We start from the raw sequence: 17,894 nt of genomic DNA on the forward strand, positions 1-17,894 counted from the left end.
TCATCATCAAATAATTAAGCTAGATAAAAAATAATTTATTAATACGCTTTACCCCAATAAACTATTTTCTTAGCTGGTTTACCACAGCAAATACAAACATCCGAAATTTCTTCCTGCTCAAATGGGATACATCTGGATGTAGCACCTGTTTCTTCCTTGATCTTTTCTTCACAAGAAGTATCTCCACACCACATTGCTTTTACAAAACCTGGATTATTATTCATTATATCTGATAATTCATCCATAGTTGTTGCAGTGTAAGTATGTTTATCTCTATGAATTCTTGCCTTTTCAAGCATACTCTTTTGGACATCTTCTAAAAGCTCAGTTACTTTATGATGAAGCTCATCAAGGGATACAAAATATTTTTCTCTAGTATCTCTTCTTACAATAACAGCTTGATTTTTCTCTATATCCTTAGGACCTAATTCAACTCTTAGAGGAATACCTTTCATTTCATGTTCGCTGAATTTCCATCCAGGACTCTTATCAGAATCATCAAGCTTAACTCTAGCAAACTTGCTAAGTGCTTTTTTTACTTCATTAGCTTTATCAAGTACCCCTTCTTTTTTCTGCATGATAGGTATGATAATAACTTGTGTTGGAGCAATCATTGGTGGAAGAACTAATCCGTTATCATCACCATGAACCATTATTATACCACCTAATAATCTTGTGGAAACTCCCCAAGATGTTTGATGAACATGAGATAACTTGTTATCTTTATCTGTATAAGTAATATCAAAAGCTTTTGCGAATCCATCACCAAAATTATGAGATGTCCCAGATTGAAGAGCTTTTCCATCATGCATTAAACTTTCAATAGTATAAGTTGCTTTTGCTCCTGCAAATTTCTCTTTGTCTGTTTTTTGCCCTTTTATCATTGGTATAGCAAGAACATCTTCACAGAATTTTGCATATAGATTAAGAATATTAATTGTCTCTTCCATTGCCTCATCAGCTGTAGCATGAGCTGTATGACCTTCCTGCCATAAGAATTCTAATGAACGTAAGAATGGTCTTGTAGTCTTTTCCCATCTAACTACAGAACACCATTGATTGTATAACTTAGGTAAATCTCTATAGGATTGAATTTCATTAGAATAATGCTCACAGAATAATGTTTCTGAAGTTGGTCTTACACATAATCTTTCAGTTAATTTTTCTGTTCCTCCATGTGTAACCCAAGCTACTTCTGGAGCAAAACCTTCTACATGGTCCTTTTCTTTTTCAAGTAAACTTTCTGGTATGAACATTGGCATATAAACATTCTCATGTCCAGTTGCCTTGAATCTGTCATCTAATTGTCTTTGAAGTAATTCCCATATGGCATAACCATAAGGCTTAATAACCATACATCCTCTAACACTTGAATAATCAACTAGCTCAGCTTTTTTAACTACATCAGTATACCATTTAGCAAAATCTTCATCCATTGATGTAATTGCTTCTACAAACTTATCTTTCTTAGCCATAGTTTCACTCTCCTTCTATATCTATATATTAAAAAAACTCCATCCCAAAAGGGACGAAGTTGTATTCGTGGTACCACCCTAGTTAATAATCAAAAAATATAATTATTATCTCGTGTCCTTATAACGGAAGGCAGCCGCTGCACTTTCATACAGAACTCCAAGATAGGTTCAATATTGATCTCATAGAAGTTTCACAGCTATAACTCCCTCTCTGAAATGATACATCAATATCTACTAATTCTCTTCAACATCAAATATCTATAATTAATTTTTATTACTATTTATTATATGATTCTAATGTAGAATATCATTTTTGTCAAGGTATGTAATTATCTTTCTATTCCTTGATGATATCTTTAACTTTTTTAATTAAATAATATATTAAAACTATAATCCACACAGTAACAAAAGGTATAATAGTAGATAATAAAATACTGCTGATACTAAATTCAATACTACCAATAAAATCAATATCAATAAAATTAATACTTGAGCAATATCCTAGAGTTCCAATAAAAAGACCTAATGATACTGAATATATGATAGTATTTCTAATTAACTTTTCTTTATCCATTTTGTACCCAACATAGGCAACTATTAAAATAAAAATAATAATTGCTAAATATCTGATATACATATTGTTCTCAAAAGTTAAATCAATATTAATATATTTGTTCAATACTTCTTGAAGCTTATCATTAAATTCCATTGTAAGACCTATCATATAAAAGAAACTATAAGCAATCATATTAGGTAACATTAGTATAATAGCAATAATTATTAATATACCATGCTTACTATAATTACCAAATCCCAAGATAAGACCTGTTAATATGATAACAGTTCCTATTAATCCCATTATTCTGTAAGTATTCTTAAAAGCGTTGATTCCACCATTTTTAGTATCACTCTTATAATTAAGTTTTATAAAGATTTGAATCAGTAAACTTAAAATAAAAGTAGTTAATAGATTATTAAAAGTAGCAAAATTAATTGGTATACCTTCTACTAGATTACCCTTAGTAATTAAGGAAATAAAAAATTGTAACAAAGCAAATATGAAGGAGCTTATTACATAAACAATAATGTTAGATGAACCCATATCCCCATTTCTATCAATTTGTTTATTAGCTAACCAAAAAGATATAACAGGTATAAAAATAAAAATAATAATTCCAAATTTAATAGTTCCTACAGTATTAAATAATGAAAAGTTAAATATCATGACAGTTATTCTTACTATACTAGTTGCTGTAGCTCCTTTGTCTCCACCTAAATTACCTGACATAAGATTATTGAAATCTTCAAAAAAGGAGATATTAAAAATTATTGATATTACTAAAGAAAAACCTAAAGTAATTAAAAAAGCTATTAATGCAGACCTGACTCCATCAAGTAATACACTATTTGATTTTTTATTATCCATACTTTCCACCTCTCATTATGATAACACTTATAGCTACAATTTTACTTTATCATAATTGTGAAGTCAATATATTCAAGTATATTTCTAATTTCTCATGAAAATATATCATTAAAGCAATTCCTAGCAGCAACAAAAGTCTCTTGTTATATGTACAGTTTTTATATATAATAAATTTTAATACTCAGATATGATTAAATAGAGTCTGAAAAAATAAAAATAGGAGGTTCTCTTATGTATGTGCATGAAACAAAAATAAAAGTAAGATATGTTGAAACTGACCAGATGGGGGTTGTACATCATTCAAAATATTATCCATGGTTTGAAATAGCAAGAGGGGAATATATAACTAAGATAGGAATGACCTATGGAGGAATGGAAAAAGAGGGTATCCTGATGCCTGTATTAGAATCATGGTGTAAATATATAGATGGTGCCAAATATGAGGATGAACTTATTATAAAGGTTTGGATAGAAGAAATGAATCCAGTAAAGATGGTTTTCAATTACCATGTGATAAGACGGGAAGATAATAAGATTATTGCTAAGGGCAGTACCAAACATACTTTTGTTGACAATAATTTTAAGATAGTTAACATAAAAAAGGTTAAGCCAGAGATGTGGGAGAAATTAGAAAAGATTTATTAATAAAACTCTAATCTAAAAAAGATTAGAGTAATAAAAGATATGATAAATGTTATATAAATAAAAACAAATCTTTTCATATTATAACTCATCTTTTATTATAAATATAGTTTATAAATTGCATATATAGTATTAATATAATATAAGATATATTTTTATAATATAACTTGAATTACTATCTTTTTAGTTACAATATACATATAAATAACGTTGTAATATATAATATGTATATTATAATAAAAATATTAATATAATAAACATTAATGATATTAACTATATAAAATAAGTTTTGGCTTTTCAGAGTCATTAAGAAGGATAGGAAAATCATATGATAAAAAGACTAATTGATTATATAAAAGAAATAATGCATAATGAACAGTTGGGAAAGATTTTTAGGTATGTATTTATTGGTAGCTTGACTACTTTTATCAGCTTTGGGGTGTTCTGGCTTCTAGCCTATCCAGTTAATATGAATCCTAATATAGCAAATATAATATCAGTTATTTGTGCAGTAATATTTGCTTATGTTACTAATAAGATATTTGTTTTTAGAAGCAGTTGCCGTACTACCAAGGAACTTATTATTGAAGCGTTTAGTTTCTTTTCATCTAGGGGTATAACTATGTTAATTGAGATAGGAGGAGTATTTGTACTTACATCTTTGAGAATGGAAGCTATAATATCAAAAATGATCATAAGCGTATTAGTACTTATACTTAATTACCTGTTTTCACAGTTTTTGGTATTCAGAACATGATTTTATAATAAGAGAGATAAATAAATTGAAGGATATTAATAAAAGTTTTTAGTATATTTAATAACTAGAAAGCTTTACTAAAATGTATAATATTATCTATATTGAAAAATACTATTATGGACTTTAAAAGCAACAAACAAATATTAACATTTAAGTTCTAGTTCACATAAAATGGCATTTAGGAGGATAGAGAATTGAAGACCATAACCATATTGGTACCATGTTATAACGAAGAAGAAGTAATTGACATCTTTTATGATGAAGTGATAAAAGTAATTAATAATATAGATTATAGATTCGAGCTTTTATTCATTAATGATGGTAGTAAAGATAGGACTCTAGCCAAAATAATATCCTTGAGATTACGAGATAGCAGGGTTTCATATGTAGACTTATCAAGGAATTATGGAAAAGAAATAGCTATGGCTGCTGGACTTGATTATGCTTCTGGGGATGCTGTTATCATAATGGATGCTGATTTACAAGATCCTCCAAGACTAATACCTGTAATGATAAAAGAATGGGAAGCAGGATATGATGATGTCTATGCTAAGAGGTCCAGTAGAAAAGGTGAAAGCTTCACAAAAAAATTCACTGCTCATTGTTTTTATAGATTATTAGGTAAATTAGCAAAAGTTGAGATTCAAGAAGATACAGGTGATTTCCGTTTGCTTAATCGTCAAGCCATTGATGCTCTAAAGCAGTTCAAGGAAACTGGAAGGTATACAAAAGGGTTATTCAGTCTAATAGGATTCAATAAGAAAGAAATCCTATTTGATAGAGATGAAAGAGCAGCAGGAAAAACCAAGTGGAATTATTGTAAATTGATGGGACTAGCTATTGAAGGTATAACTACATTTACAATCTTGCCTCTTAGAATAGCCACATTCATAGGAAGTATCACAGGTATTGGCGCATTCATCTATATGATATATATTTTACTTAGAACATTAATTATAGGGATTGATTTACCTGGATATGCGTCCCTTATTAGTATTATGTTATTTATAGGCAGTATTCAGTTGGTCAGCATAGGAGTATTAGGTGAATATGTTGGCAGGATTTTCAATGAAACTAAGAATAGACCTTTGTATTTTATCAATAAATATGAAAGTACTAAAGTATAACATAATATTAAGAGGTGTTAGATTTGAAAAGGTTACAGAAAATATTTGATGTGTATATGATACTTTTCTTTGGACTAGTTTTTGTTATAAATATATATTTTATCTATGTAGAGAAATTGAACATTCTCTATATTATACCTGTTTGTGTTCTTTTCTTCATTCTTTATTTAATTATTAGACTAAGGATTCCTTATTTTGGTTTACTTCTATTTATATTCTCATTAGTAACTAAGCTTGCTATGATTATAATTGTGAGAACTCCACCAATATCAGATTTTGAGGTAATGTTAAGAGCTGCTAGGTTATTTGCTATTGGTGATTACTCATTCAAAGAGTTTCAATACTTCTTATCTTTTCCATATCAGACCATATTTGCAGTTTATCAAGGATTAATTATTAAGATATTCGGTGACAGTATATTTCTCTTAAAGATTATCAATTGTTTTTTTATTGCTAGTACTAATTATTTGGTTTATATAATAGGTAAAATTATATTTAATGAATTTGCAGGCAGGGTTGCTGGAGTTTTACATGCCGTCTATATTCCAATATTTTTTATGGCGCCAGTACTTACTAACCAGCATATAGCCACACTGTTTTATTATATAGCATTATACTGTATTGTTAAGTACCAGAACAGTTACAAAAAATGGATTCTTGCAGGGCTGTTCATTGCAATAGGTAATTCACTACGTCCTATAGGGATAGTTTTTATAATTGCTATTTTCATCATGTGTATTTTTAATTATTATAGGCAAACCGAAGAAATACACCTCAAACACTTTGTAGTCTGTCTTATATCTTATCTTATAATATTCTATAGTATTTGGGGTCTCAGTATTATAACAGGTGTAACAGATAACGGACTTAAAAACAATAATCCTTATTGGAAACTCGTTACAGGATTGAACGAGAAGACATCAGGTCGCTTTTCTGAAGAAGATGCTAAGATATTGATGCTGTATAATGTTCCTATTGATGAAAAATTATTATCTCAGGAAAAAGAATTGATAAAAGAGCGTTTATTAATATCTCCAACAAGAATATTATCATTGATGGTTAAAAAAGTTAGGTATATGTGGGGAGATTTTGAATTAGGTGTATTCACTTTTCCACATCTAATAAATAAAGACATAAGAAAAGCAGGAATAAGCTTTGACTATATATATAGGCAGGTGCAAGAATTTGAAAAAATCTTCTATACGTTATTAATAGGTTTTGTTTTATATGGATTGATAAAATATTATAGACCTTATAAAACAGGTTATGTATACTTATTATATTATGTATTAACCATCTATACAGGGGTGCACTTTTTGATTGAAATAAGTTTCAGATACAAATATGTAGCAATGCCTTTAGTTTTTATTCTAGCTGGGAACAGTATCTTTACTATGATAGATAGAATAAATAGCAAAAAAATGATATAATATGTAAAATCATACTTTACATTTTTACGATTTTATTGTATTTTGGTTTAATAAATAAGTTTATTAGCCTAGCTAGTCTAAAAAACTGTAATTATTGTATCTTCTATTGTACAATAATAATGATGATTATACGAAAGGTGAGGTCTAATTTATGTGCAATGTTCAATCGTTTATAGATTTAATAAATAAAGAAGTAAAGCCAGCTACAGGCTGTACCGAACCAATAGCTATAGCACTTTGTGTTGCGAAAGCAAAAGAAGTATTAGATGAAGATGTAGAAAAAATTGAACTATTGTTAAGTCCTAATATCATTAAAAATGCCATGGGTGTAGGTATACCAGGAACAAGTCAAGTTGGTATTCATATAGCTGCTGCTCTTGGTGCTATTGTAGGTGAATCAAAACTAGGACTTGAAGTGTTATCTAAAGTAAAAGAAACTCATGTGAATCAGGCTAACAACATTATAGATCAAAATAGAATTAAAATAGAAGTAGCAGACAAAGATTGTAAGTTGTATATTGATGCAACTGTAATTGGAAAAAATAATCAAGCTCATGTTATAATACAAGGTGGTCATACTGATATAGTATTCATATCTTATAATGATGATGTTATTATGGATAAATTATCTGAAGTAGTTGAAGTAGAAGATTATAAAGTAGCTATTTGTATTGACAGTATTTACAGATTTGTACAAAACACACCATTTCACGAGATAAAGTTCATACTTGAAGGTGCCATAATGAATAAAAAAATAGCACTTGAAGGCTTGAACAAAGAATATGGACTAAAAGTAGGAAAAACCATTGAAAAAAATATAAAGAACAATTTGATTGCTGATGATATGAAAAACTACGCTATCAGGTTATCAGCAGCTGCATCTGATGCTAGAATGGCAGGATGTCCACTCCCTGTTATGACCAATTCAGGAAGTGGTAATCAAGGAATAACTGCTACTTTACCAGTAGTAGCTATAGCAGAATGGTTACATAAAAGTGAAGAAGAATTAGCGAGAGCTTTAATTCTTAGTAACCTAGTAGCAATACATATTAAAACAAATCTTGGAAAACTATCTGCATTATGTGGAGTGATCGTAGCAGGTATTGGAGCTGGTTGTGGTATGACATACCTTCTAGGTGGAGATATACATAATGTCAAATCAACTATTAAAAATATGATAGGTGATGTAAGTGGTATGATATGTGATGGAGCAAAGACAGGTTGTGCCTTGAAAGTAGCTACTGTAGTGGAGGCTTCATTCAATTCAACCATACTATCTCTTGGAAATATTGAAATAACCAAAACGGAAGGCATTATCGATGAAAACATAGAAACTTGCATTAAAAATCTAACCTGCATAGGCTCAAAAGGCATGGAAGAAACAGACAAGATGATACTAGATATAATGATATCAAAGAATAACAAATAGTTACTATAGGTTCAGTCCCTTGTATACTATTAAATATATATCAATAACCATCAAGTTATATAATAACAATCCTAGCATATAAGTATAGGGATAATATAGAGTAGCCGAGCCACGTACGGCGAGTTTAGCAAGTTTATCATGGACGTTTAATCTGACGTAATATTACCCTATACCTTCTCTAGGGAAATACAGTAATTTCTTAATATTATTATTCTTATAAAGCTCACTTATAAAAAGTTATCTAACTTTATATTGTCTATGTTTTAATCTTTAAAATTTTCATTAAATTAACTATAAAATAACAAAGAGAAGTATGTTCGAAGATATAGTAATTTTTAATAAAAATATTGCATTATTTTACTATAGATGTTACGTCAAACTAATTTATGAGTAATGATTATCTGATTTTACTCAAAAAAGATAAATGGTCTTGACAAAATAGTAACTTCTATATATGCTGTACATATACAAAATATACAGTAATAATTACGTATAGGAGGTTTGTCAAATGATAGAAGTTAAGAATTTAACTAAGATATATAAGCTTAACTATAAACAAAAAAAAGAATTAAAAACTAAAGAAAGTACTAAAGTAGCTGTTAACGATGTTTCTTTTACTGCTAATCAAGGTGAGATATTTGGTCTTTTAGGACCTAATGGTGCGGGGAAGACTACAACCCTAAGAAGTATAGTTACCCTATTAAAACCCACTAAAGGTTCTATAAATGTGAATGGATATGATGTTGTAAAAGATAGTTCAGAAGTTAGAAAAAGAATAGGATTCCTAACTAATGAATTAAAATTAGATGAACATTTTACCCCTAATTATACAATGGAGTTTTTTGGTAAACTTCATGGAATGACTAATAAACAAATAACATTAAGGAAAAAGGAACTTTTTGATTACTTTAAGATAAATAAATTTGCAGATAAGAAAATTAGTGAATTATCAACAGGTATGAAACAAAAACTATCAATTGCTGTTAGCCTAGTACACGATCCAGATATTGTTATATTTGATGAACCAACTAATGGATTGGATATAATTACAGCAAGAGCAGTTGAAGAATACCTAGTAACTCTAAAAGAAAGAGGGAAACTAGTTATTGTTTCAACACATATTATGACAGTTGCTAGTAAGCTATGCGATAGAATAGCCATTATCATCAACGGGAAAAAAGTTATTGATGGTACTATACAAAATGTATTGAATGAAACAAAAACAGAAAATCTTGAAGATGCATTCTTCCAATTATATAAAAAAGCAGTTAATCATGTATAGATGACTAATGTATTATAACCAAATATGTAGGGAAAGGACGTTAATATTATGTTAAGAGATATCTTGAAAAAAGAGTTAAAAAGAGTTTTTACTGATCGTAGATTAGTTTTTTCAGCATTCATTTTACCAGCTCTTAGTATCTTTATTGTTTATACTATCATGGGAAGTATGCTTACTAATATGATAGATGATATAGAAGAACATACATCTACAGTATATATTCAAAATGCTCCAGAACAGTTTCAGAAAGTTGTAAATGAAGAAGAGTTAAATATGAATATTACTTATATAGATATGACCGAGGATACTACATCTATCAAAGAGCAAATCAAAAATGGAGAAGTAGACATGATGGTTCAATTCGAGGATGGATTTTTAGATAAGGTTAATAATTATAAAAACCTAGAATTACCACCAGAGGTCAAAACATTTTATAATCCATCTGAAGAATATTCACAGGAGTCAAGGAAAAGATTTGTTGATAATACTTTAAATAAATATGAAACTCAGATTTTGACAAATAGATTTGGCAATATAAACAATGTTATTGCATTTGATATTGATAGAAATCATGATGAATCAATTGTTGTTGATGAGAAAAAAGCATCGGGTCAAGGAATTTCTATGATATTGCCTATGCTCATAGCTATTATTTTATTCTCTGGAGCAATGGGTATTGGAATGGATACTATTGCAGGGGAAAAAGAGAGAGGAACAATGGCTACATTATTATTGACACCTGTTAAGAGAGAGACAATTGCTCTTGGAAAGGTAATTGGTCTAGGCATAGTGGCTATTGTAAGTGCCATAATTTCATTTACTGCCATAATAGCTTCAATGCCGTTTTCATCAAAAATGTTGACTGGTGGAGCAGATATGAATCTTGGAGCTTTACAATTATCGGCTTTCCAGTTAATACAGTTATTGATTATAATGATTACTCTTGTTGGTATATATGTAGGACTTATCTGTCTATTATCTGTTAGAGCTAGAACAGTTAAAGAAGCAGGAACATATGTAACACCTGTATTCATGATTGTTATGATTGCGGCGTTTTCAACTATGTTTGGTGGAGGAGCAACAGAACTTTACCACTATGCTATTCCTGTATATGGAAGTGTTTCGGCATTAAAAGCGGCTTTATCATTTGAATTGACAATGAATCAGTTTTTGGTGACAGCTATATCATCATTTGTTGTTAGTTTGATATTGGTTAGGTTGATAACTCTTACGTTTAATGATGAGAAAGTGATGTTGAATGCGTAATGGATAACTATACAAAAAATATAAGCTTTGATATAATCTAAGCGACAGATAAAAACAGTATAGGTTATGAGAGGAGAAGAATATGTTATATCCAATATTTTTTGAACCAGATTTTAAAGAAAGAGTTTGGGGAGGAACATTATTAAAAGATAAATTAAATAAATCCATTCCGTATAAACATACAGGAGAAAGCTGGGAAGTTGCTTGCCATGATAACGGAAATTCAGTAGTTAGAAATGGAGAATTGAAAGGTAAGACTTTAAAAGATGTTTTAGAGAATTACTCAGAAGAATTAATTGGTTACAAAATAAGTAGTAATGACAAATTTCCATTATTAATAAAATTTATTGATGCCAAAGATAAATTATCAGTTCAAGTGCATCCAGAAGATAAATATGCTATGAGATACGAAAATGGAGAGTTAGGTAAAAGTGAAGCATGGTATATCTTAGATGCACAACCAGGTGCAAAATTGATAGCAGGGCTAAAAGATAATGTAACAAAAGAAGATTTTACCAAAGCTATTAAAGAGGGAAATTTTGAAGAAGTTCTTAATGAAGTAGAAGTAGAAGCTGGAGATGTTATCAATATACCAGCTGGCTTTGTTCATGCAATAGAAGATGGTATTTTATTAGCTGAAATACAACAAAATTCAGATACTACATATAGAGTTTATGATTGGAATCGTGTTGGTCTTGACGGTAACATGAGAGAACTTCATGTTGAAAAATCATTAGATGTCATTGATTTTCAAGGTAAGCATAGTAAAGATGTAGTAAAAGGGCTAGGTATAAAAGATGGTGAAAACGAAATAATCTATTATGTGGCTAACAAATATTTTTCATTAGAGAAGATTAGTTTAAAAGGAAAGCTAATAGAAAAAACAAATAATAATTTTTATATATACATGTGTATATCAGGTAGGGGTAAAGTAGTATGTAATAATATTGAATATGATTTTAGATTAGGAGACTCTTTTATGATACCAGCTTCACTTGATGATTATGAATTAGAAGGAGAAGCATCATTAGTTAAAACATATATTCCTGATATAGAAAAAGATGTAATTAGTAGATTAGAGAATGCTGGATATAGTAGAGATGAAGTAAAGAGTCGTGTAAGGATTGACTGATAAACCAGCTTAGAGGAATGATTTTTATGAATAGAATTAAGATAGATATGCCAAATTATGCCAAGAAGATAATAGATAAACTGACTGACAATGGTTATGATGCATATTTGGTTGGTGGATGCGTAAGAGATAGTATCATAGATAAAAAACCTAATGATTGGGACATTACAACCTCCGCATTGCCAAATCAAGTTAAAAGATTATTTACAAAAACCATTGATACAGGGTTGCAACATGGTACTGTTACCATACTTATGGATAAACATCCTATTGAAGTTACAACATATCGAATTGATGGGGAATATGAAGATAATAGGAGACCTAACTCCGTTGAATTCACTAACAATCTAGTAGAAGACCTTAAAAGAAGAGATTTTACCATAAATGCTATGGCTTATAATCATATAACTGGACTGGTTGATGCTTTTGGTGGTATAGAAGACTTAGAAAAGGGTATTATCCGTTGTGTTGGTAATCCAATAGAAAGATTTAATGAAGATGCACTTAGAATGTTAAGAGCCATTAGATTCTCAGCTCAATTGGGTTATAAGATAGATAGTGAGACAAGAGATGCAATAACTGAATGTTCATCACTTATTAAAAATGTCAGCATGGAGCGGATACAAGTGGAACTTAACAAGACACTCATATCTAATAACCCTAATATGATAATGGAGATATATAATTGTAATTTAATGGAGTATATAATACCTGAGTTCATACCATGTATTGGTAATTCTCAGAATCATCCTTATCACAGCTATGATATCCACGAGCATATACTTAGATCGGTTAATGCTATAAAAGCAGACAAAGCCCTTAGATGGACCATGTTGTTGCATGATATTGGAAAACCAAGAGTAAAGACAACTGACGAATTGGGTATAGACCATTTCTATGGACATGAAGTTATCAGTGCAGAGATGGCAAAAGATATTCTTAAGAGATTAAAATTTGATAATAAGACTATTAATAAAGTTGTTAAGCTAATACAATTCCATAATATTAGGTTAGAAAACAGCCAAAAAAGTATAAGAAGATTATTAAGAAAGTTAGGGCATGAGCTATTTGATGACTTCGTACTTGTTCAAAGAGCAGATATCAAGGCTCAAAATCTAGACAAATTGGATGATAGAATGTTTAAGCTAGATAATGCTGAAAAGAAATACGCAGAAATTAAAGAGAGAGAGCAGTGTATAAGCATAAGAGAACTTAAGGTTAATGGAAGAGATTTGATGGAATATGATATAAAAGAAGGACGTCAGATAGGAATTATACTTAATAAACTATTGGATATAGTCATAGAAGAACCATCTAGAAATGATAAGCAAGAGTTGTTAAGAATAGTGGATGAGATAAAAGATAAAAATAATTGTAATTAATTATAATTTTAAAACCCCAATATATTGATGTTTGAAAAAAAACAATACAATATATTGGGGTTTTTTGTTTTCGGTTGGCTGTTATCACAAAATATTAATTTCCTGTCCTCATAATCTACTTAACTTCTTCATATATTTTAAAGTAGGGCATTAGGTATAGATGTCTAGGATACTGATAAAAAATATTATAGTTAGGGCTAAGTTGGGGTGATTAGATGCTTGAGGAATACAATAACATTTTTGAACAATTTGATGTTAAAGTAAAAAACGGTTATAAAGGACGAGGGGCTTATATATTAGATACTAATAAGGGTTTAAAATTATTTAAGGAAATCCGAATGCATCGAGAAAAAATAAAATTCATGTATGAAATAGAAGAATATTTACATAACAGAGGATTTAGTAATATTGATAGGTTAGCACTGACAAAAGAGAATAATCCTTATTATGAAGATGACGGTACTATGTATATAATGAAAAATTGGGTTAATGGAAGAGAAATTTTCTTCAATGATGAAGAAGAAATAATTGATTCTGTTAAGAATCTAGCTGTATTACATAAATCTGGTACTGATTTTTCAAGAGGGAATAGATATAAGAATTATGTAAAATTAGGTACATTACCAAATAAATTGGAAAGACATAATGTTGAGTTAGTTAGGATTAGAAATAAGATCAGAAAGATGGGTAAATGGTCAGAGTTTGATATCTGTTTTTTGAGTAGTTTTAATTACTATTACCAGAAGGCAGTGGAAGCGCTTTCGCTAATAGAATTATCAGAATATAATGATCTAGTGAAAAAATATTACAGTAAAAATGTCATTATACATGGACAATACATACACCATAATATACTAGTAAGTAATAAGAAATTATATACTATGAACTTCGAATATTGTAATATTGATATTCCAGTGATAGATTTATATCGTTTACTTAGAAAGGTATTAGAAAAAAATGATTGGAACATAAAATTAGGAATTAAAGCTATTGACAAATACATAAGTATCAACTCATTAAGTAAAGGAGAATTAAACATACTTCTATATCTTATAATGTATCCAGAAAAATATTGGAAAATCAGTAATTATTACTTTAACCTTAATAGGGCATGGAAGCCAAAACAAAGTTTGATTAAATTAAATAAGTTAATAAATCAAAAAGATAAAAAAGAAAAATTTGTTAGAGAATTAAAGAAAAATAACACCTACTAAATAAATATCAATTTAAAATTTTCAAAAACCCTTGTTAATTACCCTAATAAACTATAAAATATAAACGAAAAGATAATATGAATGTAAATACTTTAGTTAGGGAAAGAAAAAATGGGTAAGAAAAATATTAACATAATATTGATGGGATTTGTAATGATATGTCCTTTTCTACAAGGAGTATATTTTTATCATGGGGTATATCTTGCTGGAGCCATTCTATTAATGATTCTTATGTATTACATTATTATTAATAGAACTTTGCGCTTGGAACGAAGTCTTAATCATTGCCTAATTTTAATAGGTGTATTATTATATTTAATTTCTATTTTCTATGCTGTTGATAAAGGCATGGCTTATATGGGGCTCTTAAAAGTATTGGTCGTATACTTGTTTTATTTGGTCATTATGCAGACAAATATGAACAAGAAGGCTTTTACAGATGCCCTTTATTTTTGTGGAATAATAATGTCAGTTATAAGTCTATCAGCTTATTTCATACCTTGTTTAGGAAAAGAATTGATACAGAAAGGAAGATTAGGTTCTTTTTTTCAATACCCTAATACTTTTGCTCTTTTTATCTTGGTTTGTATTATATTAGTAGTTAATAGAAAAAAACTAAAAGCCTATCATGTAATAGGTATAATAATAATGTGGGCTACACTCTTATTAACTTTTAGCAGAAGCATGTATATAATAGCAATAGGTACATTACTGATTATTATTATCCATGATAGGAAAAAAATAAAATATTTGATACCTGCTGTATTATTAGGAACAGCAATATGGTATATAATCATGACATTCGGTGATTTTTCCCATATGTATGATAGAATAGAAGAGACATCTACTCAAACTAGCGAATGGCTGACAAGACTGTTATATTACAAGGACAGTATATTAATAATGAAAGATTATCCCTTTGGGAGTGGACATTTAGGTTATTTTTATATACAAAGAAAATATCAGACAGGAGCAACTTATTATGTAAAATATATACATAGTAATGTTTTGCAGATTGTTATGGATATTGGCATCGTTGGTTTTGCTTTGTTAGGTATATACTTTGTCTATAATACATTAAGTAGGAAATTATCATTTTATGATAAACTAAGTATATTTATCATATTTGGACATGGTGTTATTGATTTTGATTGGCAGTTTTTAGTAATTGCATTTTTGATAATAACCATAGCTTTTTTTGATGAGTCAAAAATAAAAGAAACAAATATTACAGGAATGAAAACGTTAGGTACATTAATGATTATTGGTATCTTACTAATCAATTATATCTATATGGGATTAAACTCTTATTTGGCTTATATAGGAGAATACGAAAGTTCCTTAGTATTATATCCATATAATACAGAAGCTAAGATTAGTCTAGCTAATAAATACAAAGATATAGATCCAATAAAGGCTTATGGACTAGCTGATGAAATAATAAGTCAGAATCCTTTTGCAATAAATGCTTATATCATTAAAAGAGATATTGATTATAAAAATGAGAAATTAGAAAAAGCTTATACATCTGCAAGAAAGATAGTTGAGCTTAATCCTCTGAGTATTAAAGATCTAGAAAAATATAGTAATATATTATTAGATATGGCAAGAGACAGTGTAGAGAATGATAGAGAAAAAGAGGCTTTTGACAGACTTAGATTAATATTTGCAATTCCTTATCATCTTAATAAACTTGCAAAAGAAAGGCTTACTGATTATAATGTTAAACATATACCAAGACTATATATGTCAAAAAAGCTAATGGATAATAATGTAGAAGCAGAAAAACTTTATGACAAAATTATACAAGATTAACATTACAGAGGTTGATTAAATCCTTTGGTTCATGTTAATAATATAATTTGAATACGAGGTGTAATTATGAATAATGATAAGAAGAATAAGAAAATGGATATTATTAGTAAAATGATTATTATTGGTGTACTAGGACTTGCAATTATACTTATAGTTGTATTAACTATGGTATTTAGTGGTGGTAAAAAGAAGAATACCAATAATAAAGTGGACCAAGAAAATAAAATACCTGTAGATAATAATGACATAAGCAAGGATATTGATTATGAAAGAGCATTAGGAGTTATACAAAAAGTTGATGCAGTTAATGATACATTGACAATATTTAATATTGATAGTAACAAATCTGCCACATTGAACATAGATAGTGCTGTTGATATTCAAGATGAATACGGATCATTAATGACACTTATACAGTTCAATAAAGGGGATATGATAGAAACAAAATATGATAAAGATAAAATGAGACCAAAATATGTTCACAAGACAGCAAAAACGTGGAAAAAAAATAAAATCAAAGGTGTAGTTGTGGACAAAGAGAAAAATACTATTACAATAGGTAATGATAATTATAACTATACAGGAGAATTGGTGACAATTTTCAATGGAAACCCATTTGATATCAACGATTTAACTGAAGAAGATGAGATTACCCTATTAGGATACAAAGATACTGTTTGGACTATAATCATGGAAAATGGACATGGATATATTCAACTAAAGAACCATAGTAATTTCGTAGGCGGAACATTACAGATTGGAACTAATAAAACAGTTGATATAAAAGATGTGACCCTAGTACCTGTACCTGTTGGGGTACATGATATTATTGTTACTAATGACCAATTAACTTATGAAACAGAAATTATGGTTGATAAAGACCAAAAAGTCGTTGTTAACGTAAAAGATGCTACTCCAAAGAAAGGTATGGTTCAATTCAGTATAGCACAAGAAGGAGTTTCATTTTCCATTAACGGTAAAATCTATAGTGATTTTTCAGAGCCAATTCCACTAGACTATGGTAATTATACCGTTAAAGTTGTAAAAGATAATTATGTTGATTGGGAAAAAGAACTTGTTGTGAATAAATCATTTACAACTTTTGAAATAAACTTGGAGAAAAAACCAACTTATATTCATGTAGATAGTCCTATAGGAGTAGATATATATATAGATGGTAATTATATTGGTGAAATACCAATTACTACGCCAATTAATCCAGGTGAACATACAATAACCCTTAGAAAAGATGGATATTATTCTACTATGCATCAGTTAGTTATTGAAGATAATGGTGAAGATGCTTATTATACTTTACCTAAGTTAAGTAAGATTAATAAGGATTTGAGCAATAACCCAAATAATGGAATGACAACACCTGACAACAATACTGATAATGCTGATATAAATAATACTGATAATAATAGATCTAATGAAGAAGATCAAAATACACCATTTTCTAATGATGTATACAATAATTAGGTTCATATAATATATAGAAAATTTGGAGGTAGATT

Annotated in this window: 14 protein-coding genes and 1 other annotated feature; of the genes, 12 read left to right on the forward strand and 2 right to left on the reverse strand. The window is 29.0% G+C overall.

Going from position 1 to position 17,894, the window contains the following annotated elements; genetic code table 11:
- Positions 1–38: 38 nt before the first annotated feature.
- Together proS and N4A55_RS06715 are read right to left on the reverse strand one after the other, a co-directional pair.
- The gene (proS, locus tag N4A55_RS06710; RefSeq protein WP_293754793.1) at positions 39–1,475 is read right to left on the reverse strand and encodes a proline--tRNA ligase; all 1,437 of its coding nucleotides are present in this window, start codon (positions 1,473–1,475) and stop codon (positions 39–41) included.
- A 46-nt stretch (positions 1,476–1,521) separates the two neighbouring features.
- Positions 1,522–1,732 (reverse strand) — a binding site (T-box leader).
- A gap of 80 nt (positions 1,733–1,812) precedes the next feature.
- The gene (locus tag N4A55_RS06715; RefSeq protein ID WP_293754794.1) at positions 1,813–2,901 is read right to left on the reverse strand and encodes a hypothetical protein; all 1,089 of its coding nucleotides are present in this window, start codon (positions 2,899–2,901) and stop codon (positions 1,813–1,815) included.
- A 231-nt stretch (positions 2,902–3,132) separates the two neighbouring features.
- On the opposite strand from N4A55_RS06715, the gene N4A55_RS06720 reads away from it, so the two are divergent.
- The 12 genes from N4A55_RS06720 (at position 3,133) to N4A55_RS06775 (ending at position 17,859) form a co-directional block, all read left to right on the forward strand.
- A complete protein-coding gene (locus N4A55_RS06720; protein WP_293754795.1) occupies positions 3,133–3,546 on the forward strand; it encodes an acyl-CoA thioesterase in 414 nt (137 codons plus the stop codon).
- A 325-nt stretch (positions 3,547–3,871) separates the two neighbouring features.
- Complete coding sequence (locus tag N4A55_RS06725) at positions 3,872–4,300, forward strand: GtrA family protein (RefSeq protein ID WP_293754796.1); 429 nt, start codon at positions 3,872–3,874, stop codon at positions 4,298–4,300.
- Positions 4,301–4,494: 194 nt separating this feature from the next.
- Complete coding sequence (locus N4A55_RS06730) at positions 4,495–5,427, forward strand: glycosyltransferase family 2 protein (RefSeq protein WP_293754797.1); 933 nt, start codon at positions 4,495–4,497, stop codon at positions 5,425–5,427.
- A 23-nt stretch (positions 5,428–5,450) separates the two neighbouring features.
- On the forward strand, positions 5,451–6,857 hold the full coding sequence (locus tag N4A55_RS06735) for an ArnT family glycosyltransferase (RefSeq protein WP_293754798.1): 1,407 nt from the start codon (positions 5,451–5,453) through the stop codon (positions 6,855–6,857).
- 151 nt (positions 6,858–7,008) lie between these two features.
- Positions 7,009–8,286, forward strand: coding sequence for an L-cysteine desulfidase family protein (locus tag N4A55_RS06740; protein ID WP_293754799.1), 1,278 nt, complete (start codon positions 7,009–7,011; stop codon positions 8,284–8,286).
- A gap of 508 nt (positions 8,287–8,794) precedes the next feature.
- A complete protein-coding gene (locus tag N4A55_RS06745; RefSeq protein ID WP_293754800.1) occupies positions 8,795–9,568 on the forward strand; it encodes an ABC transporter ATP-binding protein in 774 nt (257 codons plus the stop codon).
- Between the two features lie 48 nt (positions 9,569–9,616).
- Complete coding sequence (locus tag N4A55_RS06750) at positions 9,617–10,834, forward strand: ABC transporter permease (protein WP_293754801.1); 1,218 nt, start codon at positions 9,617–9,619, stop codon at positions 10,832–10,834.
- Positions 10,835–10,916: 82 nt separating this feature from the next.
- Positions 10,917–11,966, forward strand: a complete 1,050-nt coding sequence (manA, locus tag N4A55_RS06755; RefSeq protein WP_293754802.1) for a mannose-6-phosphate isomerase, class I — start codon at positions 10,917–10,919, stop codon at positions 11,964–11,966.
- A 26-nt stretch (positions 11,967–11,992) separates the two neighbouring features.
- Positions 11,993–13,348, forward strand: a complete 1,356-nt coding sequence (locus N4A55_RS06760; RefSeq protein ID WP_293754803.1) for a CCA tRNA nucleotidyltransferase — start codon at positions 11,993–11,995, stop codon at positions 13,346–13,348.
- 215 nt (positions 13,349–13,563) lie between these two features.
- Positions 13,564–14,562: a CotS family spore coat protein gene (locus tag N4A55_RS06765; protein WP_293754804.1), complete on the forward strand. Its 999-nt coding sequence runs from the start codon at positions 13,564–13,566 to the stop codon at positions 14,560–14,562.
- A 111-nt stretch (positions 14,563–14,673) separates the two neighbouring features.
- A complete protein-coding gene (locus tag N4A55_RS06770; RefSeq protein ID WP_293754805.1) occupies positions 14,674–16,377 on the forward strand; it encodes an O-antigen ligase family protein in 1,704 nt (567 codons plus the stop codon).
- Between the two features lie 66 nt (positions 16,378–16,443).
- Positions 16,444–17,859, forward strand: coding sequence for a PEGA domain-containing protein (locus N4A55_RS06775; protein WP_293754806.1), 1,416 nt, complete (start codon positions 16,444–16,446; stop codon positions 17,857–17,859).
- Positions 17,860–17,894: the final 35 nt, after the last annotated feature.

Source organism: Vallitalea sp., assembly GCF_025211055.1.
Classification (GTDB): Bacteria; Bacillota; Clostridia; order Lachnospirales; family Vallitaleaceae; genus Vallitalea.

Coding starts and splice junctions, on each gene's coding strand:
- proS (WP_293754793.1), bottom strand. CDS start 1,475: ATGGCTAAGAAAGATAAGTTTGTAGAAGCAATTACATCAATGGATGAA.
- N4A55_RS06715 (WP_293754794.1), bottom strand. CDS start 2,901: ATGGATAATAAAAAATCAAATAGTGTATTACTTGATGGAGTCAGGTCT.
- N4A55_RS06720 (WP_293754795.1), top strand. CDS start 3,133: ATGTATGTGCATGAAACAAAAATAAAAGTAAGATATGTTGAAACTGAC.
- N4A55_RS06725 (WP_293754796.1), top strand. CDS start 3,872: ATGATAAAAAGACTAATTGATTATATAAAAGAAATAATGCATAATGAA.
- N4A55_RS06740 (WP_293754799.1), top strand. CDS start 7,009: ATGTGCAATGTTCAATCGTTTATAGATTTAATAAATAAAGAAGTAAAG.
- N4A55_RS06745 (WP_293754800.1), top strand. CDS start 8,795: ATGATAGAAGTTAAGAATTTAACTAAGATATATAAGCTTAACTATAAA.
- N4A55_RS06750 (WP_293754801.1), top strand. CDS start 9,617: ATGTTAAGAGATATCTTGAAAAAAGAGTTAAAAAGAGTTTTTACTGAT.
- manA (WP_293754802.1), top strand. CDS start 10,917: ATGTTATATCCAATATTTTTTGAACCAGATTTTAAAGAAAGAGTTTGG.
- N4A55_RS06760 (WP_293754803.1), top strand. CDS start 11,993: ATGAATAGAATTAAGATAGATATGCCAAATTATGCCAAGAAGATAATA.
- N4A55_RS06765 (WP_293754804.1), top strand. CDS start 13,564: ATGCTTGAGGAATACAATAACATTTTTGAACAATTTGATGTTAAAGTA.
- N4A55_RS06770 (WP_293754805.1), top strand. CDS start 14,674: ATGGGTAAGAAAAATATTAACATAATATTGATGGGATTTGTAATGATA.
- N4A55_RS06775 (WP_293754806.1), top strand. CDS start 16,444: ATGAATAATGATAAGAAGAATAAGAAAATGGATATTATTAGTAAAATG.